14 protein-coding genes, 6 tRNA genes and 3 rRNA genes are annotated in these 23,477 nt (G+C 55.0%); all 23 read left to right on the forward strand.

Annotated elements, in window-relative coordinates; genetic code table 11:
• Nucleotides 1–5 precede the first annotated feature (5 nt).
• Nucleotides 6–1,542: ribosomal RNA gene (locus tag AC1Z24_RS02655) — 16S ribosomal RNA — on the forward strand.
• Between the two features lie 96 nt (nt 1,543–1,638).
• Nucleotides 1,639–1,715: transfer RNA gene (locus AC1Z24_RS02660), tRNA-Ile, on the forward strand.
• 122 nt (nt 1,716–1,837) lie between these two features.
• Nucleotides 1,838–1,913 (forward strand) — tRNA-Ala (locus tag AC1Z24_RS02665).
• A 245-nt stretch (nt 1,914–2,158) separates the two neighbouring features.
• Nucleotides 2,159–5,052 (forward strand): 23S ribosomal RNA (locus AC1Z24_RS02670).
• 144 nt (nt 5,053–5,196) lie between these two features.
• Nucleotides 5,197–5,312: ribosomal RNA gene (gene rrf, locus AC1Z24_RS02675) — 5S ribosomal RNA — on the forward strand.
• The 16S, 23S and 5S rRNA genes sit together here with 2 tRNA genes alongside, the layout of an rRNA operon.
• Before the next feature lie 130 nt (nt 5,313–5,442).
• Nucleotides 5,443–6,402: a bifunctional biotin--[acetyl-CoA-carboxylase] ligase/biotin operon repressor BirA gene (gene birA / locus AC1Z24_RS02680; protein WP_483744453.1), complete on the forward strand. Its 960-nt coding sequence runs from the start codon at nt 5,443–5,445 to the stop codon at nt 6,400–6,402.
• A complete protein-coding gene (locus tag AC1Z24_RS02685; protein WP_483744454.1) occupies nt 6,392–7,135 on the forward strand; it encodes a pantothenate kinase in 744 nt (247 codons plus the stop codon). The genes birA and AC1Z24_RS02685 overlap by 11 nt, the downstream gene beginning before the upstream one ends.
• Nucleotides 7,136–7,142: 7 nt before the next feature.
• The gene (locus AC1Z24_RS02690; protein WP_483744455.1) at nt 7,143–7,574 is read left to right on the forward strand and encodes a hypothetical protein; all 432 of its coding nucleotides are present in this window, start codon (nt 7,143–7,145) and stop codon (nt 7,572–7,574) included.
• Nucleotides 7,575–7,716: 142 nt separating this feature from the next.
• A tRNA-Tyr gene (locus tag AC1Z24_RS02695) sits at nt 7,717–7,801 on the forward strand.
• Nucleotides 7,802–7,826: 25 nt separating this feature from the next.
• A tRNA-Gly gene (locus AC1Z24_RS02700) sits at nt 7,827–7,900 on the forward strand.
• A 26-nt stretch (nt 7,901–7,926) separates the two neighbouring features.
• Nucleotides 7,927–8,002, forward strand: a tRNA-Thr gene (locus tag AC1Z24_RS02705).
• A gap of 177 nt (nt 8,003–8,179) precedes the next feature.
• Nucleotides 8,180–8,255 (forward strand) — tRNA-Trp (locus AC1Z24_RS02710).
• A gap of 46 nt (nt 8,256–8,301) precedes the next feature.
• The gene (secE, locus tag AC1Z24_RS02715; protein WP_259104495.1) at nt 8,302–8,670 is read left to right on the forward strand and encodes a preprotein translocase subunit SecE; all 369 of its coding nucleotides are present in this window, start codon (nt 8,302–8,304) and stop codon (nt 8,668–8,670) included.
• 9 nt (nt 8,671–8,679) lie between these two features.
• The gene (gene nusG / locus AC1Z24_RS02720; protein WP_003186097.1) at nt 8,680–9,213 is read left to right on the forward strand and encodes a transcription termination/antitermination protein NusG; all 534 of its coding nucleotides are present in this window, start codon (nt 8,680–8,682) and stop codon (nt 9,211–9,213) included.
• 117 nt (nt 9,214–9,330) lie between these two features.
• On the forward strand, nt 9,331–9,762 hold the full coding sequence (gene rplK, locus AC1Z24_RS02725) for a 50S ribosomal protein L11 (RefSeq protein WP_062384456.1): 432 nt from the start codon (nt 9,331–9,333) through the stop codon (nt 9,760–9,762).
• Complete coding sequence (gene rplA, locus AC1Z24_RS02730; RefSeq protein WP_099227161.1) at nt 9,762–10,457, forward strand: 50S ribosomal protein L1; 696 nt, start codon at nt 9,762–9,764, stop codon at nt 10,455–10,457. The genes rplK and rplA overlap by 1 nt, the downstream gene beginning before the upstream one ends.
• Before the next feature lie 197 nt (nt 10,458–10,654).
• On the forward strand, nt 10,655–11,155 hold the full coding sequence (rplJ, locus tag AC1Z24_RS02735; protein ID WP_483744456.1) for a 50S ribosomal protein L10: 501 nt from the start codon (nt 10,655–10,657) through the stop codon (nt 11,153–11,155).
• A gap of 78 nt (nt 11,156–11,233) precedes the next feature.
• Nucleotides 11,234–11,599, forward strand: a complete 366-nt coding sequence (gene rplL / locus AC1Z24_RS02740; RefSeq protein ID WP_259104498.1) for a 50S ribosomal protein L7/L12 — start codon at nt 11,234–11,236, stop codon at nt 11,597–11,599.
• 219 nt (nt 11,600–11,818) lie between these two features.
• Complete coding sequence (gene rpoB / locus AC1Z24_RS02745) at nt 11,819–15,892, forward strand: DNA-directed RNA polymerase subunit beta (RefSeq protein WP_259104499.1); 4,074 nt, start codon at nt 11,819–11,821, stop codon at nt 15,890–15,892.
• Between the two features lie 62 nt (nt 15,893–15,954).
• Nucleotides 15,955–20,154: a DNA-directed RNA polymerase subunit beta' gene (gene rpoC / locus AC1Z24_RS02750; protein ID WP_259104500.1), complete on the forward strand. Its 4,200-nt coding sequence runs from the start codon at nt 15,955–15,957 to the stop codon at nt 20,152–20,154.
• Between the two features lie 199 nt (nt 20,155–20,353).
• Nucleotides 20,354–20,725 (forward strand): 30S ribosomal protein S12, encoded by a 372-nt coding sequence (gene rpsL / locus AC1Z24_RS02755; RefSeq protein ID WP_002555494.1) that lies wholly within the window; start codon nt 20,354–20,356, stop codon nt 20,723–20,725.
• A 123-nt stretch (nt 20,726–20,848) separates the two neighbouring features.
• The gene (rpsG, locus tag AC1Z24_RS02760) at nt 20,849–21,319 is read left to right on the forward strand and encodes a 30S ribosomal protein S7 (RefSeq protein ID WP_010490886.1); all 471 of its coding nucleotides are present in this window, start codon (nt 20,849–20,851) and stop codon (nt 21,317–21,319) included.
• Nucleotides 21,320–21,349: 30 nt separating this feature from the next.
• Nucleotides 21,350–23,455, forward strand: a complete 2,106-nt coding sequence (gene fusA / locus AC1Z24_RS02765) for an elongation factor G (protein ID WP_259104505.1) — start codon at nt 21,350–21,352, stop codon at nt 23,453–23,455.
• Nucleotides 23,456–23,477 lie beyond the last annotated feature (22 nt).

A 23,477-nucleotide genomic window follows, 5' to 3' on the forward strand; every position in this document is an offset into this window, starting at 1 on the left:
GTATTGAACTGAAGAGTTTGATCATGGCTCAGATTGAACGCTGGCGGCAGGCCTAACACATGCAAGTCGAGCGGATGAAGGGAGCTTGCTCCCTGATTCAGCGGCGGACGGGTGAGTAATGCCTAGGAATCTGCCTATTAGTGGGGGACAACGTTTCGAAAGGAACGCTAATACCGCATACGTCCTACGGGAGAAAGCAGGGGACCTTCGGGCCTTGCGCTAATAGATGAGCCTAGGTCGGATTAGCTAGTTGGTGAGGTAATGGCTCACCAAGGCGACGATCCGTAACTGGTCTGAGAGGATGATCAGTCACACTGGAACTGAGACACGGTCCAGACTCCTACGGGAGGCAGCAGTGGGGAATATTGGACAATGGGCGAAAGCCTGATCCAGCCATGCCGCGTGTGTGAAGAAGGTCTTCGGATTGTAAAGCACTTTAAGTTGGGAGGAAGGGCATTAACCTAATACGTTAGTGTTTTGACGTTACCGACAGAATAAGCACCGGCTAACTCTGTGCCAGCAGCCGCGGTAATACAGAGGGTGCAAGCGTTAATCGGAATTACTGGGCGTAAAGCGCGCGTAGGTGGTTTGTTAAGTTGAATGTGAAATCCCCGGGCTCAACCTGGGAACTGCATCCAAAACTGGCAAGCTAGAGTAGGGCAGAGGGTGGTGGAATTTCCTGTGTAGCGGTGAAATGCGTAGATATAGGAAGGAACACCAGTGGCGAAGGCGACCACCTGGGCTCATACTGACACTGAGGTGCGAAAGCGTGGGGAGCAAACAGGATTAGATACCCTGGTAGTCCACGCCGTAAACGATGTCAACTAGCCGTTGGAATCCTTGAGATTTTAGTGGCGCAGCTAACGCATTAAGTTGACCGCCTGGGGAGTACGGCCGCAAGGTTAAAACTCAAATGAATTGACGGGGGCCCGCACAAGCGGTGGAGCATGTGGTTTAATTCGAAGCAACGCGAAGAACCTTACCAGGCCTTGACATCCAATGAACTTTCCAGAGATGGATTGGTGCCTTCGGGAACATTGAGACAGGTGCTGCATGGCTGTCGTCAGCTCGTGTCGTGAGATGTTGGGTTAAGTCCCGTAACGAGCGCAACCCTTGTCCTTAGTTACCAGCACGTTAAGGTGGGCACTCTAAGGAGACTGCCGGTGACAAACCGGAGGAAGGTGGGGATGACGTCAAGTCATCATGGCCCTTACGGCCTGGGCTACACACGTGCTACAATGGTCGGTACAGAGGGTTGCCAAGCCGCGAGGTGGAGCTAATCCCACAAAACCGATCGTAGTCCGGATCGCAGTCTGCAACTCGACTGCGTGAAGTCGGAATCGCTAGTAATCGCGAATCAGAATGTCGCGGTGAATACGTTCCCGGGCCTTGTACACACCGCCCGTCACACCATGGGAGTGGGTTGCACCAGAAGTAGCTAGTCTAACCTTCGGGAGGACGGTTACCACGGTGTGATTCATGACTGGGGTGAAGTCGTAACAAGGTAGCCGTAGGGGAACCTGCGGCTGGATCACCTCCTTAATCGAAGACTCAGCTTCTTCGCAAGTTCCCACACGAATTGCTTGATTCATTGAAGAAGACGATAGAAGCAGCTTAATGCTTTGCACGCCCGAATTCGGGTCTGTAGCTCAGTTGGTTAGAGCGCACCCCTGATAAGGGTGAGGTCGGCAGTTCGAATCTGCCCAGACCCACCAAATACTGGTGAGGTACTTGGCAAGAGCGCACCCCGCCTCCAAGGTAAAGAGCGGTGAGGTCAGATTTTGCAGTTCGAATCTGCCCAGACCCACCCATTTTGTGGAAAAGCCTGTAGCAATACGGGGCCATAGCTCAGCTGGGAGAGCGCCTGCCTTGCACGCAGGAGGTCAACGGTTCGATCCCGTTTGGCTCCACCATTTACTGCTTCTACATCTCGCTAAAGCTTAGAAATGAGCATTCCATCGGTTCGATGGTGAATGTTGATTTCTGGTCTTTGACCAGTTCGTTCTTTAAAAATTTGGGTATGTGATAGAAAGATAGACTGGAGAACACTTTCACTGGTGTTGTTCAGGCTAAGGTAAAATTTGTGAGTTCTCGAAAGAGAAGCAAATTTTCGGCGAATGTCGTCTTCATAGTATAACCAGATTGCTTGGGGTTATATGGTCAAGTGAAGAAGCGCATACGGTGGATGCCTTGGCAGTCAGAGGCGATGAAAGACGTGGTAGCCTGCGAAAAGCTTCGGGGAGTCGGCAAACAGACTTTGATCCGGAGATGTCTGAATGGGGGAACCCAGCCATCATAAGATGGTTACCTTACACTGAATACATAGGTGTATGGAGCGAACCAGGGGAACTGAAACATCTAAGTACCCTGAGGAAAAGAAATCAACCGAGATTCCCTTAGTAGTGGCGAGCGAACGGGGACCAGCCCTTAAGTGGCTTTGAGATTAGCGGAACGCTCTGGAAAGTGCGGCCATAGTGGGTGATAGCCCTGTACGCGAAAATCTCTTAGTCATGAAATCGAGTAGGACGGAGCACGAGAAACTTTGTCTGAATATGGGGGGACCATCCTCCAAGGCTAAATACTACTGACTGACCGATAGTGAACTAGTACCGTGAGGGAAAGGCGAAAAGAACCCCGGAGAGGGGAGTGAAATAGATCCTGAAACCGTATGCGTACAAGCAGTGGGAGCCCACTTTGTTGGGTGACTGCGTACCTTTTGTATAATGGGTCAGCGACTTATTTTCAGTGGCGAGCTTAACCGAATAGGGGAGGCGTAGCGAAAGCGAGTGTTAATAGCGCGTTTAGTCGCTGGGAATAGACCCGAAACCGGGCGATCTATCCATGGGCAGGTTGAAGGTTGGGTAACACTAACTGGAGGACCGAACCGACTACCGTTGAAAAGTTAGCGGATGACCTGTGGATCGGAGTGAAAGGCTAATCAAGCTCGGAGATAGCTGGTTCTCCTCGAAAGCTATTTAGGTAGCGCCTCATGTATCACTGTAGGGGGTAGAGCACTGTTTCGGCTAGGGGGTCATCCCGACTTACCAAACCGATGCAAACTCCGAATACCTACAAGTGCCGAGCATGGGAGACACACGGCGGGTGCTAACGTCCGTCGTGAAAAGGGAAACAACCCAGACCGTCAGCTAAGGTCCCAAAGTCATGGTTAAGTGGGAAACGATGTGGGAAGGCTTAGACAGCTAGGAGGTTGGCTTAGAAGCAGCCACCCTTTAAAGAAAGCGTAATAGCTCACTAGTCGAGTCGGCCTGCGCGGAAGATGTAACGGGGCTCAAACCATGCACCGAAGCTACGGGTATCATCTTTTGATGATGCGGTAGAGGAGCGTTCTGTAAGCCTGTGAAGGTGAGTTGAGAAGCTTGCTGGAGGTATCAGAAGTGCGAATGCTGACATGAGTAACGACAATGGGTGTGAAAAACACCCACGCCGAAAGACCAAGGTTTCCTGCGCAACGTTAATCGACGCAGGGTTAGTCGGTCCCTAAGGCGAGGCTGAAAAGCGTAGTCGATGGAAAACAGGTTAATATTCCTGTACTTCTGGTTATTGCGATGGAGGGACGGAGAAGGCTAGGCCAGCTTGGCGTTGGTTGTCCAAGTTTAAGGTGGTAGGCTGGAATCTTAGGTAAATCCGGGATTCTAAGGCCGAGAGCTGATGACGAGTCATCTTTTAGATGACGAAGTGGTTGATGCCATGCTTCCAAGAAAAGCTTCTAAGCTTCAGGTAACCAGGAACCGTACCCCAAACCGACACAGGTGGTTGGGTAGAGAATACCAAGGCGCTTGAGAGAACTCGGGTGAAGGAACTAGGCAAAATGGCACCGTAACTTCGGGAGAAGGTGCGCCGGTGAGGGTGAAGGACTTGCTCCGTAAGCTCATGCCGGTCGAAGATACCAGGCCGCTGCGACTGTTTATTAAAAACACAGCACTCTGCAAACACGAAAGTGGACGTATAGGGTGTGACGCCTGCCCGGTGCCGGAAGGTTAATTGATGGGGTTAGCTAACGCGAAGCTCTTGATCGAAGCCCCGGTAAACGGCGGCCGTAACTATAACGGTCCTAAGGTAGCGAAATTCCTTGTCGGGTAAGTTCCGACCTGCACGAATGGCGTAACGATGGCGGCGCTGTCTCCACCCGAGACTCAGTGAAATTGAAATCGCTGTGAAGATGCAGTGTATCCGCGGCTAGACGGAAAGACCCCGTGAACCTTTACTATAGCTTTGCACTGGACTTTGAATTTGCTTGTGTAGGATAGGTGGGAGGCTTTGAAGCGTGGACGCCAGTTCGCGTGGAGCCAACCTTGAAATACCACCCTGGCAACTTTGAGGTTCTAACTCAGGTCCGTTATCCGGATCGAGGACAGTGTATGGTGGGTAGTTTGACTGGGGCGGTCTCCTCCTAAAGAGTAACGGAGGAGTACGAAGGTGCGCTCAGACCGGTCGGAAATCGGTCGTAGAGTATAAAGGCAAAAGCGCGCTTGACTGCGAGACAGACACGTCGAGCAGGTACGAAAGTAGGTCTTAGTGATCCGGTGGTTCTGTATGGAAGGGCCATCGCTCAACGGATAAAAGGTACTCCGGGGATAACAGGCTGATACCGCCCAAGAGTTCATATCGACGGCGGTGTTTGGCACCTCGATGTCGGCTCATCACATCCTGGGGCTGAAGCCGGTCCCAAGGGTATGGCTGTTCGCCATTTAAAGTGGTACGCGAGCTGGGTTTAGAACGTCGTGAGACAGTTCGGTCCCTATCTGCCGTGGACGTTTGAGATTTGAGAGGGGCTGCTCCTAGTACGAGAGGACCGGAGTGGACGAACCTCTGGTGTTCCGGTTGTCACGCCAGTGGCATTGCCGGGTAGCTATGTTCGGAAAAGATAACCGCTGAAAGCATCTAAGCGGGAAACTTGCCTCAAGATGAGATCTCACTGGAACCTTGAGTTCCCTGAAGGGCCGTCGAAGACTACGACGTTGATAGGTTGGGTGTGTAAGCGCTGTGAGGCGTTGAGCTAACCAATACTAATTGCCCGTGAGGCTTGACCATATAACACCCAAGCAATTTGCTTAAGAAGCGAGTTGCGGTGTATGAAGACGCACAAACCGAAAGTTTGCGACTCACAAAACACCGATATCACATACCCGATTTGCTGAAGCGAGGCCATCTGGTCACGAGTCAGTACCCGAATTTCTTGACGACCATAGAGCGTTGGAACCACCTGATCCCATCCCGAACTCAGCAGTGAAACGATGCATCGCCGATGGTAGTGTGGGGTTTCCCCATGTGAGAGTAGGTCATCGTCAAGATTAAATTCCGAAACCCCATTTGCGAAAGCAAATGGGGTTTTGTTTTTGCGCGGGAAAAAGACATTTTCGTTTCTATGCACCGCTGGTAGGCATGGCTATTATGCGTGCCTCATTGTCAGGCGATAACTAAATGCTGAGATTGCTCAGGCTTCTCGCTGATGGCGGATTCCATTCCGGGGAGGTCCTGGGACGGGTTCTGGGTGTCAGTCGCAGTGCCGTCTGGAAGCAGCTGCAACTACTCGAGGGCGAACTGGGCATCGAGATCCACAAGGTGCGTGGCCGAGGTTACAAACTCGCCCGCCCGGTCTCTTTGCTTGATGCTGAGCGTCTGGCGCAGCGCCTTGATGTTCTGGGTTGGTCCGTTCGCGTTCTGGATAGTGTTGACTCTACCAACGCCGAGGCTGCGCGCCTTATCGGTCAGGGTAATGCCATGCCTGCGTTGGTACTCGCCGAGCGGCAGACCGCAGGGCGCGGGCGGCGGGGTCGCACCTGGGTCAGTCCGTTCGCAGAGAATCTGTATTACAGCCTTGTGTTGCGTATCGAGGGTGGTATGCAGCAGTTGGAGGGGCTGAGCCTGGTTGTAGGGCTCGCGGTCATGCACGCATTGCGCGATGCGGGTGTCTCCGGGGCCGGGCTGAAGTGGCCCAATGATGTGTTGGTAGAAGGACGCAAGATTGCTGGCATCCTATTGGAGTTGATGGGGGATCCCGCTGATGTCTGCCATTTGGTCATTGGTGTCGGTATCAATGTGAATATGCAGGCGACTGTAGAGGTCGATCAGGCCTGGACTTCCGCTAGCCTTGAGGTGGGTAGTCTGATTGAGCGCAATGACCTGGTTGTCAGCCTCAGCCAGAAGCTGGAGAGATACCTTGCGCTGCATAGAGAGCAGGGGTTCGCTGCCATTCAGTCCGAGTGGGAGCAGAACCACTTGTGGCAGGGGCGTGCCGTGAGCCTGCATGCGGGATCCGGGGTAATTGAGGGGAGAGTCTTGGGTATCGATGCAGTGGGTGCGTTGCGCCTTGAGGTGGCGGGCGTGGAAGAGCGATTCAGTGGTGGTGAGCTCGGTCTGAGGCTGCGTGATGATTCTTGAACTCGATTGCGGCAATAGCTTCATCAAGTGGCGTGTTATCGAGGGTGCTGCGGTGCTGGCAGGCGGGGTTGCAGAGTCTGATACGGCACTGCTTGCTCACCTGGGTGGGTTGTCTCGGCTCAATCTGAGTCGATGCCGGCTGGTCAGCGTCCGCACCCACGAAGAAACCGAGCGGCTGATCCAGGTGTTGAAGGAGGCGTTTACCATTGATGTGGTCTGCGCTCTGCCGATGCAGGTCCTGGCAGGCGTAGAGAACGGCTACGACGATTACGCAAGGCTGGGGCTGGACCGCTGGCTGGCGGTGGTCGGCGCCTTTCATCATGTCCGCAAGGCCTGTTTGGTGATCGATCTGGGCACGGCAGTGACTTCCGACTTCGTCGATGCCAGTGGGCGCCACCTTGGCGGCTTTATCTGCCCGGGCCTGCCGCTCATGCGCAACCAGCTGCGTACCCATACACGACGCATTCGCTACGATGACGCGGCGGCTGAGCAGGCTCTGACGAGTCTCTCGCCCGGGCGCTCCACGGCTGAGGCGGTCGAGCGTGGCTGTTCGTTGATGTTGCGCGGCTTCGTCGCAACCCAGGCCGAGATTGCCCGAGAATATTGGGCTGATGATTTCGCTATTTTTATCACTGGCGGCGATGCTGGTCTGGTCGATGGTGTGCTGCCTGGTGCGCGGGTGGTACCGGATCTTATCTTCATGGGGCTGGCCCTCGCCTGTCCGTTTTCCTGAGGTCTTTATGCGTTGGCTATTTCTGCTGCTGTTGATGCTGAACGGCTTTTATTACGTCTGGCAGCAGCAAGAGGCTCCGCTGCGAGCTAAAGAGATACTGCCGCTGTCGCTGGCTCGATCTGCTCAGCAAGATATTCATTTGCTCAGCGAATCGGATGTCGGGCGTGAGCAGGGCGCTGAGGCTGAGCAGAAATGCCTCTATCTCGGCGGCTTTGCTCGCCAGGAGGATGTTCGGACTGTCGAGCAGCGGCTGATCAGTCTGGATATACAGACGCAATTCAAGGCTCTGCAGAGTGCGGGTACTGCGACTTATTGGCTGCGTGTAGGCCCGGAAAGTCGCCGTTTGGTGGATGACGTATTGATCCAGGGGCTGAGCAAAGACTTCCCGCAATTAAAAAACAAAATAATGTCGTGTGAAGGTGTTGCAACTGCAGATTAGTTTGCATAGAATGGCGCCCGCTTCGCAGTGCGGTATAAGTTGTAACAGGCAATGCGAAACGGTCAACAGATGTAACCTCATAATTTTTATGAGAAAAAGGTTGACAGAAGGGCAGCAAGCATTGAGAATGCTGCCTCGCTTAGGAGGGGTTCCCGAGCGGCCAAAGGGATCAGACTGTAAATCTGACGTCTACGACTTCGAAGGTTCGAATCCTTCCCCCTCCACCATATTCAAGCGTGAGCTGTAGGTTGTGCGGGTATAGTTTAGTGGTAGAACCTCAGCCTTCCAAGCTGATGATGCGGGTTCGATTCCCGCTACCCGCTCCAGATTACAGATTGTGCAAAAGTGTTTCGCTCTTGTAGCTCAGTTGGTAGAGCACACCCTTGGTAAGGGTGAGGTCAGCGGTTCGAATCCGCTCAAGAGCTCCATTATCAAAGGCAGATATGCAAATATCTGCCTTTGTTTTAGGCGGTCGATCCGAGTGTCGATCCTCTAGGTTTGGTGGGTTGTCTGGTGTTACCGGAGTGGTAAATGCGGCAACCCGCTGAATAGATGTTGAAAAATTATTTTCAGGTCAGCATAATGGTCGGCCTGATTTTGCTTTTAGGTCAGTAGCTCAATTGGCAGAGCGACGGTCTCCAAAACCGTAGGTTGGGGGTTCGATTCCCTCCTGACCTGCCAGATTCACTCAGTGGTATCTGGCTTTCTTTTCACAGGATCTTCGTAGATGACTCCCAAAGCTGAAGCCCAAGACTCACGTTTTGACTTGCTGAAATGGCTGCTGGTGGTCGTTCTGGTTGCCGTAGGTGTAGTTGGTAACCAGTACTTCTCTGCGCAGCCGATCCTGTATCGCGTCCTCGTATTGCTTGTCATCGCTGCTGCTGCCGGCTTCATAGGTCTGCAGACTGGCAAGGGCAAGGCTTTCTTCGTTCTGGCGAAAGAAGCGCGCACTGAAATTCGTAAAGTCGTATGGCCCACCCGCCAGGAGACTACTCAGACCACTCTGATCGTAGTCGCTGTTGTGCTGGTGATGGCCTTGCTGTTGTGGGGGCTTGATTCCCTGCTCGGCTGGCTTGTTTCTTTGATTGTTGGCTAAGGGTGTCCCGTGGCTAAGCGTTGGTACGTAGTGCATGCTTATTCGGGTTACGAGAAGCATGTAATGCGCTCGTTGGTCGAGCGCGTGAAGCTGGCTGGCATGGAAGACGGCTTCGGTGAGATTCTGGTCCCTACCGAAGAAGTCGTTGAAATGCGCAACGGCCAAAAGCGTAAGAGCGAGCGGAAGTTTTTCCCTGGCTACGTGCTTGTCCAGATGGACATGAATGAAGGCACCTGGCACTTGGTGAAAGACACGCCTCGCGTCATGGGCTTCATCGGTGGTACTGCCGACAAGCCTGCGCCGATCACCGACAAAGAAGCTGAAGCCATTCTGCGTCGCGTTGCTGATGGTAGCGATAAGCCGAAGCCGAAGACTCTGTTCGAGCCGGGTGAGGTTGTTCGCGTCACAGATGGTCCGTTCGCTGATTTTAACGGTACTGTCGAGGAAGTTAACTACGAGAAGAGCCGCATTCAAGTTGCTGTGCTCATTTTCGGACGCTCTACTCCGGTAGAGCTTGAGTTCAGTCAGGTCGAAAAGGTCTAACTGAGCAAGAATCCCATACCCCGCAGCCCTGGCTGTGGGGTTTTTTCGTCACTGGGATAAACGTGCAAGTAACCGGGGAGCCTTAACTGGCGTTCGAACCCGTAATTGGAGTGCCTCATGGCCAAGAAGATTACCGCTTACATCAAGCTGCAAGTGAAGGCCGCTCAGGCTAACCCAAGCCCGCCCGTCGGTCCTGCTCTGGGTCAGCACGGCGTGAACATCATGGAATTCTGCAAGGCTTTCAACGCCCGTACTCAGGGTCTTGAGCCAGGTCTGCCGACTCCAGTGATCATCACTGTCTACAGCGACCGCAGCTTCACTTTTGAAACCAAAAGCACCCCGGCTTCGGTCCTGCTGAAAAAAGCAGCTGGCCTGACCAGCGGTTCGGCTCGTCCGAACACTGTTAAAGTCGGTACCGTGACCCGTGCTCAGCTGGAAGATATCGCGAAAGTTAAAAACGCGGATCTGACTGCTGCTGACATGGAAGCAGCCGTGCGTACCATCGCCGGTTCTGCTCGTTCCATGGGCCTCAACGTGGAGGGTGTGTAATGGCTAAGCTGACCAAACGTCAAAAGGCAATCGCCGGCAAAATCGAAGCAGGCAAGGCCTACAACTTCGTTGACGCTGCTGCACTGCTGACCGAACTGTCCACCGTTAAATTCAGCGAGTCCGTAGACGTTGCTGTAAACCTCGGTGTTGACCCGCGTAAATCTGACCAGGTTGTTCGTAGCGCTACTGTGCTGCCACACGGCACTGGCAAGACCGTTCGCGTTGCTGTGTTCACTCAAGGCCCAGCTGCTGAGGCCGCTCTGGCTGCCGGCGCTGATCGCGTTGGTATGGACGATCTGGCTGCCGAAATGAAAGCCGGTGACCTGAACTATGACGTCGTTATCGCATCCCCTGATGCAATGCGCGTTGTAGGTCAACTGGGTCAGGTTCTGGGTCCACGTGGCCTGATGCCTAACCCGAAAGTCGGCACTGTTACTCCTGACGTTGCTAACGCCGTCAAGAATGCCAAGGCTGGCCAGGTTCGTTATCGCACCGACAAAAACGGCATCATTCACACTTCCGTTGGCAAAGTCGGTTTCGACGCCGTCAAGCTGAAGGAAAACGTTGAAGCCCTGATCGCTGATCTGAAGCGTATCAAGCCAGCTTCCTCGAAAGGTATCTACGTCAAGCGCGTTACCCTGAGCACCACTATGGGCCCAGGTCTGGTCATCGACCAAGGCTCGCTGGACGCGTAACACAGAACGGTGCGCTGATTGCGCACCGCTCGAAAGATTGGGGTCCCTGCCTGGCGGGGGCTATCCAAGACCGTAGGCGGCGCAAGCCTTAAACCTCAAGCCTACGCAGATGGTGCTCCCGGTTCCTTACCGAATCAGACACCAAAACGACATCCGGCTCCGGCCAGATGAAACGGTAACAAGCAGGAGTTAAACCCGTGGCAATTAAACTCGAAGACAAGAAGGCCATCGTCGCTGAAGTCAACGAGGCTGCCAAAGTCGCTCTGTCTGCTGTCGTGGCTGATGCCCGTGGCGTGACAGTAGGCGCGATGACCGGACTCCGTAAAGAGGCTCGTGAAGCTGGCGTTTACGTACGTGTCGTACGTAACACCCTGCTCAAGCGCGCCGTTGCTGACACTCAATACAGTGTCCTCAACGATGCGTTCACCGGCCCGACCTTGATCGCGTTCTCCAACGAACATCCAGGCGCTGCTGCCCGTTTGTTCAAAGAGTTCGCCAAAGGTCAGGACAAGTTCGAGATCAAGGCAGCTGCGTTCGAGGGCAAGTTCCTCGCAGCTAATCAGATCGACGTACTGGCAACCTTGCCGACCCGTAACGAAGCAATTTCCCAGCTGATGAGCGTGATTCAAGGCGCGACCAGCAAATTGGCTCGTACTCTGGCGGCAGTTCACGAACAGAAAGAAGCTGCTGCAGCCTAAGGCCGCACACTTCTTCTCGCGTATTTTTGTTTATTTCGAAGGCCGCATAGGCCCTCACACAATTCAGGAATTAGAGTCATGTCTATCTCTCAAGACGATATCCTCAACGCCGTAGCTGAAATGTCTGTTCTGCAGGTTGTTGAGCTGATCAAAGCTTTCGAAGAAAAATTCGGCGTTTCCGCCGCTGCTGCTTCGGCAGGTCCTGCTGTAGCTGCTGCTGTTGTTGAAGAGCAAACCGAATTCAACGTCATGCTGGTTGAAGCTGGCGAGAAGAAAGTTAACGTGATCAAGGCAGTACGTGAACTGACCGGTCTGGGCCTGAAAGAAGCCAAGGCAGTCGTTGACGGCGCACCAGGCATCGTTCTGGAAGCTGTTGCCAAAGACGCAGCTGACAAGGCTAAAGCAGCCTTGGAAGAAGCAGGCGCTAAAGTCGAGCTGAAATAAGTATCGACTTTGCGTATCCAGCCGAAGCGGTAAGCGGAAGGCTGATGGCTGGTGGCTTTTGCCACCGGCCTTTTTCCGTTCTAGACAGCTGATTAGGTCAGTGTCTTTAACGTGCAGGAACCGCCCGAGAGGCGGCGCAAACCAAGGGGTTTGCACGATTTTCTGGCTGCTCCCGTCGGGAGAAGCCAAACAAGCAGGTGACCAAGCTGGGGAACGCTGATGGCTTACTCATATACTGAGAAAAAACGTATCCGCAAGGACTTTAGCAAGTTGCCGGACGTAATGGATGTGCCGTATCTCCTGGCCATCCAGCTGGATTCGTATCGCGAATTCCTGCAAGCGGGAGCGACCAAAGATCAGTTCCGCGACGTCGGTCTGCATGCAGCCTTCAAATCCGTTTTCCCGATCATCAGCTACTCCGGCAATGCTGCGCTGGAGTATGTAGGTTATCGCTTGGGCGAACCGGCATTTGATGTCAAAGAGTGCGTACTGCGCGGTGTGACTTACGCAGTACCTCTGCGGGTCAAGGTCCGTCTGATCATTTTCGACAAAGAATCGTCGAACAAAGCGATCAAGGACATCAAAGAGCAAGAAGTCTACATGGGTGAAATCCCCCTGATGACTGAAAACGGTACCTTCGTAATCAACGGTACCGAGCGCGTTATCGTCTCCCAGCTGCACCGTTCGCCTGGTGTGTTCTTCGACCACGACCGTGGCAAGACGCACAGCTCCGGCAAGCTGCTGTACTCCGCGCGCATCATTCCTTACCGCGGCTCGTGGCTGGACTTCGAATTCGATCCAAAGGACTGTGTATTCGTCCGTATCGACCGTCGTCGCAAGCTGCCGGCTTCTGTATTGCTGCGCGCGCTCGGCTATACCACTGAAGAAGTGCTCGATGCCTTCTACAGCACCAACGTATTCCACGTTAAGGGCGAGACCCTGAGCCTGGAGCTGGTGCCTCAGCGCCTGCGTGGTGAAATTGCCGTTCTGGATATCCAGGATGAAAACGGCAAGGTGATCGTTGAGCAAGGTCGTCGTATTACTGCGCGCCACATCAACCAGCTGGAAAAGGCTGGCATCAAAGAGCTGCAAGTGCCTCTGGACTACGTCCTGGGTCGCACTACGGCCAAGGTGATCGTGCACCCGGCTACTGGCGAAATCATTGCTGAATGCAACACCGAGCTGAACACCGAGATCCTGGCCAAGATTGCCAAGGCTCAGGTCGTTCGCCTCGAAACGTTGTACACCAACGATATCGACTGCGGTCCGTTCGTCTCGGACACCCTGAAGATCGACTCCACCAGCAACCAACTGGAAGCGCTGGTCGAGATCTATCGCATGATGCGTCCTGGCGAGCCACCGACCAAGGATGCTGCCGAGACTCTGTTCAACAACCTGTTCTTCAGCCCAGAGCGCTATGACCTGTCTGCGGTCGGCCGGATGAAGTTCAACCGTCGTATCGGTCGTACCGAGATCGAAGGTTCGGGCGTGTTGTGCAAGGAAGATATCGTTGCCGTCCTCAAGACGCTGGTCGATATCCGTAACGGCAAAGGCATCGTCGACGACATCGACCACCTGGGTAACCGTCGCGTTCGCTGCGTAGGCGAAATGGCCGAGAACCAGTTCCGTGTAGGTCTGGTCCGTGTCGAGCGTGCGGTCAAAGAGCGTCTGTCGATGGCGGAAAGCGAAGGCCTGATGCCTCAGGACCTGATCAACGCCAAGCCAGTCGCTGCCGCGGTGAAAGAGTTCTTCGGTTCCAGCCAGCTGTCTCAGTTCATGGACCAGAACAACCCGCTGTCCGAGATCACCCACAAGCGTCGTGTCTCTGCACTCGGCCCTGGTGGTCTGACTCGCGAGCGCGCCGGCTTTGAAGTTCGCGACGTTCACCCGACGCACTACGGTCGTGTTTGCCCGATCGAAACGCCGGAAGGTCCGAACATCGGTCTGATCAACTCCCTGGCGGCCTATGCGCGCACCAACCAGTACGGCTTCCTGGAAAGCCCGTACCGCGTGGTGAAGAACGCACTGGTCACCGACGAGATCGTCTTCCTGTCGGCTATTGAAGAAGCTGACCACGTCATCGCTCAGGCTTCGGCCACGATGAACGACAAGAAGGTGCTGATCGACGAGCTGGTAGCGGTACGTCACCTGAACGAGTTCACGGTCAAGGCGCCTGATGACGTAACCCTGATGGACGTTTCGCCCAAGCAGGTAGTCTCGGTAGCAGCTTCGTTGATCCCGTTCCTCGAGCACGACGACGCCAACCGTGCGTTGATGGGTTCGAACATGCAGCGTCAAGCGGTTCCGACCCTGCGTGCTGACAAGCCGCTGGTCGGTACTGGTATGGAGCGCAACGTTGCGCGTGACTCCGGCGTTTGCGTCGTGGCTCGCCGTGGCGGTGTGATCGATTCCGTTGATGCCAGCCGTATCGTGGTTCGCGTTGCTGATGATGAAGTAGAGCCGGGTGAAGCAGGTGTAGATATCTACAACCTGACCAAGTACACCCGCTCGAACCAGAACACCTGCATCAACCAGCGTCCGCTGGTGAGCAAAGGTGATCGTATCCAGCGCAGCGACATCATGGCTGACGGTCCGTCGACCGATATGGGTGAGCTGGCTCTGGGCCAGAACATGCGCATCGCGTTCATGGCCTGGAACGGTTTCAACTTCGAAGACTCCATCTGCCTGTCCGAGCGTGTGGTTCAGGAAGATCGCTTCACCACGATCCACATTCAGGAACTGACCTGTGTGGCGCGTGATACCAAGCTTGGGCCTGAGGAAATCACTGCCGACATCCCGAACGTGGGTGAAGCGGCACTGAACAAACTGGACGAAGCCGGTATCGTTTACGTCGGTGCTGAAGTTGGCCCGGGCGACATTCTGGTCGGTAAAGTCACGCCAAAAGGCGAGACCCAACTGACGCCAGAAGAAAAACTGCTGCGCGCCATTTTCGGTGAGAAAGCCAGCGACGTTAAAGACACTTCCCTGCGCGTGCCAACTGGTACCAAAGGTACAGTCATCGACGTTCAGGTCTTCACCCGTGACGGCGTAGAGCGTGACGCTCGCGCACTGTCCATCGAGAAGTCCCAGCTGGACGAGATTCGCAAGGATCTGAACGAAGAGTTCCGTATCGTTGAAGGTGCAACCTTCGAACGTCTGCGTTCCGCGCTGGTCGGTCGTATCGCCGAAGGTGGTGCTGGCCTGAAGAAAGGTCAGGACATCACCAACGAGATCCTCGACGGTCTGGAGCATGGCCAGTGGTTCAAACTGCGCATGGCCGAAGACGCGCTGAATGAGCAACTCGAGAAAGCCCAGGCTTACATCGTTGATCGTCGCCGTCTGCTGGACGACAAGTTCGAAGACAAGAAACGCAAGCTGCAACAGGGCGATGACCTGGCACCGGGCGTTCTGAAAATCGTCAAGGTTTACCTGGCAATCCGTCGTCGCATCCAGCCGGGCGACAAGATGGCCGGTCGTCACGGTAACAAGGGTGTGGTCTCCGTGATCATGCCGGTTGAAGACATGCCGCACGACGCCAACGGTACTCCGGTCGATATCGTACTGAACCCGTTGGGCGTACCTTCGCGTATGAACGTTGGTCAGATTCTTGAGACTCACCTGGGCCTCGCGGCCAAGGGTCTGGGCGAGAAGATCAACCGCATGCTCGAAGAGCAGCGTAAAGTTGCTGACTTGCGCAAGTTCCTGACCGAGATCTATAACGAGATCGGTGGTCGTCAAGAGAACCTGGAAGACCTTAGCGATAAGGAAATCCTGGACCTGGCGAAGAACCTGCGTAACGGCGTGCCAATGGCGACTCCGGTGTTCGACGGCGCCAAGGAAAGCGAAATCAAGGCAATGCTCAAACTGGCTGACATGCCAGAGAGCGGCCAGATGCAGCTGTTCGATGGTCGTACCGGTAACAAGTTCGAGCGTCCGGTCACCGTTGGCTACATGTACATGCTGAAGCTGAACCACTTGGTGGACGACAAGATGCACGCGCGTTCCACTGGTTCTTACAGCCTGGTTACCCAGCAGCCGCTGGGTGGTAAGGCTCAGTTCGGTGGTCAGCGTTTCGGGGAGATGGAGGTGTGGGCGCTGGAAGCATATGGCGCGGCATACACCCTGCAAGAAATGCTCACAGTGAAGTCGGACGATGTGAACGGTCGTACCAAGATGTACAAAAACATCGTGGACGGCGATCACCGTATGGAGCCGGGCATGCCCGAGTCCTTCAACGTGTTGATCAAAGAAATTCGTTCCCTCGGCATCGATATCGATCTGGAAACCGAATAACACGTGACGCGAATGGAAGAGGGCGGTGACGCCCCCTTCCTGCTCCGCCAGGAGGAAAGGCCTTGAAAGACCTACTGAATTTGCTGAAAAACCAGGGTCAAGTCGAAGAGTTCGACGCCATCCGTATCGGATTGGCCTCGCCTGAGATGATCCGTTCGTGGTCGTTCGGTGAAGTTAAAAAGCCGGAAACCATCAACTACCGTACGTTCAAACCTGAGCGTGACGGCCTGTTCTGCGCCAAGATCTTTGGCCCGGTAAAGGATTACGAGTGCCTGTGCGGTAAGTACAAGCGCTTGAAGCATCGTGGCGTCATCTGCGAGAAGTGCGGCGTTGAAGTTGCACTGGCCAAGGTTCGTCGCGAGCGCATGGCTCACATCGAGCTGGCTTCGCCGGTAGCCCACATCTGGTTCCTGAAATCGCTGCCGTCCCGTATCGGCTTGCTGATGGACATGACCCTGCGTGATATCGAACGCGTTCTCTACTTCGAGAGCTATGTCGTTATCGACCCGGGCATGACCACTCTGGAAAAAGGTCAGCTGCTCAACGACGAGCAGTACTTCGAAGCGCTGGAAGAGTTCGGCGATGACTTCGACGCCCGCATGGGTGCCGAGGCTGTCCGCGAGCTGCTGCACGCTATCGACCTGGAACACGAGATTGGCCGTCTGCGCGAAGAAATTCCGCAAACCAACTCCGAAACCAAGATCAAGAAGCTGTCCAAGCGCCTGAAGTTGATGGAAGCCTTCCAGGGTTCCGGCAACCTGCCTGAGTGGATGGTGTTGACCGTTCTGCCGGTTCTGCCGCCAGATCTGCGTCCACTGGTCCCTCTGGATGGCGGTCGCTTCGCGACTTCCGACCTCAACGACCTGTATCGTCGAGTGATCAACCGTAACAATCGCTTGAAGCGTCTGCTCGATCTGTCCGCTCCGGACATCATCGTGCGCAACGAAAAGCGTATGTTGCAGGAAGCCGTCGACGCACTGCTCGACAACGGTCGTCGTGGCCGCGCTATCACCGGTTCCAACAAGCGTCCTCTGAAATCCCTGGCTGACATGATCAAGGGTAAGCAAGGTCGTTTCCGTCAGAACTTGCTCGGTAAGCGCGTTGACTACTCCGGTCGTTCGGTAATTACCGTGGGTCCGACCCTGCGTCTGCACCAGTGCGGTCTGCCGAAGAAGATGGCTCTGGAACTGTTCAAGCCGTTCATTTTCGGCAAGCTGGAAATGCGTGGTCTCGCCACCACCATCAAAGCTGCCAAGAAGATGGTCGAGCGCGAGCTGCCAGAGGTTTGGGACGTTCTCGCTGAAGTGATTCGCGAACACCCAGTGCTTCTGAACCGTGCACCTACTCTTCACCGTCTGGGCATCCAGGCGTTTGAACCGGTACTGATCGAAGGTAAGGCTATCCAGCTGCACCCTCTGGTCTGTGCTGCGTACAACGCCGACTTCGACGGCGACCAGATGGCTGTACACGTACCGCTGACGCTGGAAGCCCAGCTCGAAGCGCGTGCGCTGATGATGTCGACCAACAACATCCTGTCGCCAGCGAACGGTGAGCCGATCATCGTTCCTTCCCAGGACGTTGTATTGGGTCTGTACTACATGACCCGTGAAGCGATCAACGCCAAGGGCGAAGGTCGTGTGTTCGCGGATCTGCAGGAAGTTGACCGTGTATTCCGCGCCGGCGAAGCCGCGCTGCATGCCAAGGTCAAAGTGCGGATCAACGAAACCGTCAACGACCGTGACGGCGGCAGCGTGAGCGGCACCCGTATTGTCGACACTACTGTCGGCCGTGCGCTGCTGTATCAAGTTGTGCCAAAAGGTCTGTCGTACGACGTCGTCAACCAGCCGATGAAGAAAAAGGCGATCTCCAAGCTGATCAACCAGTGCTACCGCGTGGTTGGTTTGAAAGAGACCGTTATCTTCGCTGACCAGTTGATGTACACCGGTTTTGCCTACTCGACGATCTCGGGTGTTTCCATCGGCGTTAACGACTTCGTTATCCCGGATGAGAAAGCTCGCATCATCGACGCCGCTACCGAAGAAGTTAAAGAGATCGAAAGCCAGTACGCATCGGGCCTGGTTACCCAGGGCGAGAAGTACAACAAGGTGATCGACCTCTGGTCGAAGGCGAACGACGAAGTTTCCAAGGCAATGATGTCCAACCTCTCGAAAGAGAAAGTTGTCGATCGCCATGGCGACACCGTTGATCAAGAGTCCTTCAACTCGATGTACATGATGGCCGACTCGGGTGCGCGGGGTTCCGCAGCACAGATTCGCCAGCTGGCCGGTATGCGTGGTCTGATGGCCAAGCCGGACGGTTCCATCATCGAAACGCCGATTACTGCGAACTTCCGTGAAGGTCTGAGCGTACTCCAGTACTTCATCTCGACTCACGGTGCTCGTAAGGGTCTTGCGGATACCGCGTTGAAAACCGCGAACTCCGGTTACCTGACTCGTCGTCTGGTAGACGTGGCGCAAGACCTGGTGGTTACCGAGGTCGATTGCGGCACTGAGCACGGCCTGCTGATGACGCCGCACATTGAAGGCGGCGACGTTGTAGAGCCACTGGGTGAGCGCGTACTGGGTCGAGTAATCGCCCGTGACGTATTCAAGCCAGGCACCGAAGAAATCATCGTTCCTGCCGGCACGCTGGTAGACGAGAAGTGGGTTGAATTCATCGAGCTCAACAGCATCGACGAAGTGATCGTGCGTTCGCCGATCAGCTGTGAAACCCGCTACGGCATCTGCGCCAAGTGCTACGGCCGCGATCTGGCCCGTGGTCACCAGGTGAACATCGGTGAAGCTGTCGGCGTAATCGCTGCACAGTCCATCGGTGAGCCGGGTACCCAGCTGACCATGCGTACGTTCCACATCGGTGGTGCGGCAAGCCGGACCTCAGCTGCTGACAGCGTTCAGGTGAAGAATGGCGGTACCGTCCGTCTGCACAACCTGAAGCACGTAGAGCGTGTTGACGGTCACTTGGTTGCGGTATCCCGTTCGGGCGAACTGGCAATTGCCGACGACTTCGGTCGTGAGCGCGAGCGCTACAAGCTGCCGTACGGTGCTGTGATTTCCGTGAAGGAAGGCGACAAGGTCGACGCTGGCTCCATCGTGGCCAAGTGGGACCCGCACACCCACCCGATCGTTACCGAAATGAAAGGTACCGTGACCTACGTGGGCATGGAAGAAGGCATCACGATCAAGCGTCAGACAGACGAATTGACCGGTATGACCAACATTGAAGTTCTCGACGCCAAAGACCGTCCTGCTGCCGGCAAGGACATCCGTCCAGCCGTCAAGATGGTGGGTCTGGATGGCAAGGATCTGCTGCTGCCAGGTACTGACGTACCGGCTCAGTACTTCCTGCCAGCCAACGCCCTGGTCGGTGTTGCGGATGGTGCACAGATCGCGATCGGTGACGTTATCGCTCGTATTCCGCAGGAAACTTCGAAGACCCGTGACATCACCGGTGGTCTGCCGCGTGTTGCCGACCTGTTCGAAGCTCGTCGTCCGAAAGAGGCGTCGATCCTGGCAGAAGTCAGCGGTACCATCGCGTTCGGTAAAGAGACCAAGGGCAAGCGCCGTCTGGTCATTACACCGAACGACGGTAGCGATCCGTACGAAGAGCTGATTCCGAAGTGGCGCCACCTGAACGTCTTCGAAGGCGAACAGGTTAACCGCGGCGAAGTTATTTCCGACGGCCCGAGCGATCCGCACGACATCCTGCGTCTGCTGGGTGTGAGCGCACTGGCCAAGTACATCGTCAACGAGATTCAGGACGTTTACCGCCTGCAAGGGGTAAAAATCAACGACAAGCACATCGAGACCATCCTGCGTCAGATGCTGCGTAAAGTTGAGATCTCCGAATCCGGCGACTCGAGTTTCATCAAGGGCGACCAGATGGAACTGACACATGTACTGGTAGAAAACGAGCGTCTGAGCGCGGATGATAAATTTATCTCCAAGTTCACTCGCGTACTGCTGGGTATCACCAAGGCATCGTTGTCGACCGAATCGTTCATCTCCGCGGCTTCCTTCCAGGAAACTACCCGCGTACTGACCGAAGCGGCCGTTACCGGCAAGCGTGACTACCTGCGCGGCTTGAAAGAAAACGTGGTCGTGGGTCGTCTGATCCCGGCTGGTACAGGTCTGGCCTACCACAGCGAACGCAAGCGTCGCCGTGAAATCGACAAGCCGCTGCGCGTAAGCGCCAGCGAAGTCGAAGCCGCCCTGACCGAAGCGTTGAACTCGAGCGGTAATTGAGACTAGAGCCTCGCTCTTTTCCTCTCGGATCTGGTGGTTGATACCGCCAGATCCTTGAAGACAAGATCGGGGCTCTGTCTTGACTGGGGACAGGATCCTCTTTAGACTCTTGTACCCCTAAATTTGGCGGAACTCGCGTTCTGCCATTTTGCTTTTCTTGTAAGACAATAGCGTCGCAAGACAACAGTGGAGCTAGTAGATGGCAACTATCAACCAGCTGGTACGTCAGCCGCGTAAGCGTATCGTCGAGAAATCCGACGTGCCTGCGCTGCAGAACTGCCCGCAACGTCGTGGCGTATGCACCCGTGTGTATACCACCACGCCGAAAAAACCTAACTCGGCACTGCGTAAAGTATGCCGCGTGCGCCTGACCAACGGTTTCGAGGTTTCCTCGTACATCGGCGGTGAAGGCCACAACCTGCAAGAGCACAGCGTGGTGCTGATCCGCGGCGGTCGTGTAAAAGACTTGCCAGGTGTTCGTTACCACACCGTTCGCGGCTCTCTGGATACCTCCGGCGTTAAAGGTCGTAACCAGGGTCGTTCGAAGTACGGTACCAAGAAGCCGAAGTAGTCTTCGGTTTCCTGTGACAAAAAGCAGATTTCTATTTTTCTGAGTCGATAAGAGTAAGGTCGGGCGCATCCTCAAGAGGGTGGTGGTCCCGAGCTAACCTGAAGACCGTTTGAGGGCTTATCCATGCCAAGAAGACGCGTAGCAGCCAAGCGCGAAGTGCTTGACGATCCAAAATACGGAAGCCAAATCCTGGCCAAGTTCATGAACCACGTAATGGAAAGCGGCAAGAAAGCCGTTGCCGAGCGTATCGTTTATGGCGCGCTGGACAAGGTTAAAGAACGCAAGAACAGCGACCCCCTGGAAATCTTCGAGAAAGCTCTCGACGCCATCGCTCCGCTGGTCGAAGTGAAGTCGCGCCGTGTAGGCGGTGCTACTTACCAGGTTCCGGTTGAAGTTCGTCCGTCCCGTCGTAATGCTCTGGCAATGCGTTGGCTGGTAGACTTCGCGCGCAAGCGCGGTGAGAAGTCTATGGCTCTGCGTTTGGCTGGCGAACTGTTGGACGCCGCCGAAGGTAAAGGTGCTGCGGTTAAGAAGCGTGAAGACGTGCACCGTATGGCTGAAGCCAACAAGGCTTTCTCGCACTACCGCTTCTAATTTCAGCGTCACTAATTTTGCGAGGGCTTTATGGCTCGTACTACTCCGATTAGCCGCTACCGTAACATCGGTATCGTTGCTCACGTGGATGCTGGTAAAACCACCACCACCGAGCGCGTCCTTTTTTACACTGGCGTAAACCACAAGATGGGCGAGGTGCATGATGGCGCCGCGACCATGGACTGGATGGTGCAGGAGCAAGAGCGTGGTATCACTATCACCTCCGCTGCGACTACCGCTTTCTGGTCGGGTTCTGTAAAGCAGCACAAAGACAGCTACCGCTTCAACATCATCGATACCCCTGGCCACGTTGACTTCACCATTGAAGTAGAACGTTCGCTGCGCGTACTCGACGGTGCTGTCGTAGTGTTCTGCGGTACTTCGGGCGTTGAGCCTCAGTCGGAAACCGTATGGCGTCAAGCCAACAAGTACGGCGTTCCACGTCTTGTTTACGTAAACAAGATGGACCGTGCTGGTGCCAACTTCCTGCGCGTGATCGGTCAGATCAAGCAGCGTCTGGGCCACACTCCGGTGCCAATCCAGTTGGCTATCGGTTCGGAAGACAATTTCCAGGGTCAGATCGATCTGATGACCATGGAAGCTGTTTACTGGGACGACGCTGACAAAGGTATGGCTCCACGTCGCGAAGCTATCCCTGCTGAACTGCAGGAACTGGCTGATGAGTGGCGCAGCAACATGGTTGAGGCGGCTGCCGAAGCCAACGAAGAGCTGATGAACAAGTATCTCGAAGGTGAAGAGCTCACCAACGAGGAAATCAAGGCCGCTCTGCGTCAGCGTACTATCGCTGGCGAAATCGTCCTGGCTGTTTGCGGTTCTTCCTTCAAGAACAAGGGCGTTCCCCTGGTTCTCGACGCCGTTATCGATTACCTGCCGGCCCCGGTCGACATTCCTGCCATCAAGGGTTCCGACCCGGATGACGAGACTGTTGAAATGGAGCGTCATGCAGACGACTCAGAACCGTTCTCGGCTCTGGCGTTCAAGATCGCTACCGACCCATTCGTGGGTACTCTGACCTTCGCTCGCGTTTACTCGGGCGTGTTGAGCTCCGGCGACGGCGTGATCAACTCGGTCAAAGGCAAGAAAGAGCGCGTGGGTCGTATGGTGCAAATGCACGCAAACACCCGTGAAGAGATCAAGGAAGTACGCGCTGGCGACATCGCGGCCCTGATCGGCATGAAGGACGTCACCACTGGTGATACCCTCTGCTCGCTTGAAAAACCAATCATCCTGGTTCGCATGGACTTCCCGGAGCCGGTTATTTCGGTTGCCGTAGAACCTAAGACCAAGGACGACCAGGAAAAAATGGGTATCGCTCTGGGCAAACTTGCTCAGGAAGACCCGTCTTTCCGCGTCAAGACTGATGAAGAGACTGGTCAAACGATCATCTCTGGCATGGGCGAGTTGCACCTGGACATCCTGGTTGATCGGATGCGCCGTGAGTTCAACGTCGAAGCCAACATCGGTAAACCACAAGTTTCCTATCGTGAGAAGATCACGAAGGCTTGTGAGATCGAAGGCAAGTTCGTTCGCCAGTCCGGCGGTCGTGGCCAGTTCGGCCATTGCTGGATCCGTTTTGCTCCTGCTGACGAAGGTCAGGAAGGTCTGCAATTCGTGAACGAAGTAGTAGGTGGTGTGGTTCCTAAGGAATACATCCCGGCTATCCAGAAGGGTATCGAAGAACAGATGAAAAACGGCGTTGTTGCCGGTTATCCTCTGATCGGCCTGAAGGCTACCGTTTTCGATGGTTCTTACCACGACGTCGACTCCAACGAGATGGCGTTTAAGGTGGCAGCCTCCATGGCGACCAAGCAACTGGCTACCAAAGGTGGCGGTGTTGTACTTGAGCCGATCATGAAGGTTGAAGTTGTTACACCTGAGGACTACATGGGTGACGTGATGGGTGACCTGAACCGTCGTCGTGGTCTGATCCAGGGTATGGAAGATACGGTTTCTGGCAAAGTGATTCGCGCCGAAGTGCCGTTGGGTGAGATGTTCGGTTATGCGACCGACGTTCGCTCCATGTCCCAGGGTCGCGCGAGCTACTCCATGGAATTCTCCAAATACTCCGAAGCTCCGTCGAACGTCGTCGAAGCTATCGTTAAAAAACAAGGCTGATTCAGCCCTCACTTTAGGCTAG

The organism is Pseudomonas sp. JL23 (assembly GCF_056933585.1).

Bases quoted from the DNA above. Each gene is read 5' to 3' on its own strand.
- rplK (WP_062384456.1), top strand. From the start codon at position 9,331: ATGGCCAAGAAGATTACCGCTTACATCAAGCTGCAAGTGAAGGCCGCT.
- secE (WP_259104495.1), top strand. From the start codon at position 8,302: ATGACTCCCAAAGCTGAAGCCCAAGACTCACGTTTTGACTTGCTGAAA.
- birA (WP_483744453.1), top strand. From the start codon at position 5,443: ATGCTGAGATTGCTCAGGCTTCTCGCTGATGGCGGATTCCATTCCGGG.
- rpsG (WP_010490886.1), top strand. From the start codon at position 20,849: ATGCCAAGAAGACGCGTAGCAGCCAAGCGCGAAGTGCTTGACGATCCA.
- fusA (WP_259104505.1), top strand. From the start codon at position 21,350: ATGGCTCGTACTACTCCGATTAGCCGCTACCGTAACATCGGTATCGTT.
- AC1Z24_RS02685 (WP_483744454.1), top strand. From the start codon at position 6,392: ATGATTCTTGAACTCGATTGCGGCAATAGCTTCATCAAGTGGCGTGTT.
- rpoB (WP_259104499.1), top strand. From the start codon at position 11,819: ATGGCTTACTCATATACTGAGAAAAAACGTATCCGCAAGGACTTTAGC.
- rpsL (WP_002555494.1), top strand. From the start codon at position 20,354: ATGGCAACTATCAACCAGCTGGTACGTCAGCCGCGTAAGCGTATCGTC.
- rplL (WP_259104498.1), top strand. From the start codon at position 11,234: ATGTCTATCTCTCAAGACGATATCCTCAACGCCGTAGCTGAAATGTCT.
- rplA (WP_099227161.1), top strand. From the start codon at position 9,762: ATGGCTAAGCTGACCAAACGTCAAAAGGCAATCGCCGGCAAAATCGAA.
- AC1Z24_RS02690 (WP_483744455.1), top strand. From the start codon at position 7,143: ATGCGTTGGCTATTTCTGCTGCTGTTGATGCTGAACGGCTTTTATTAC.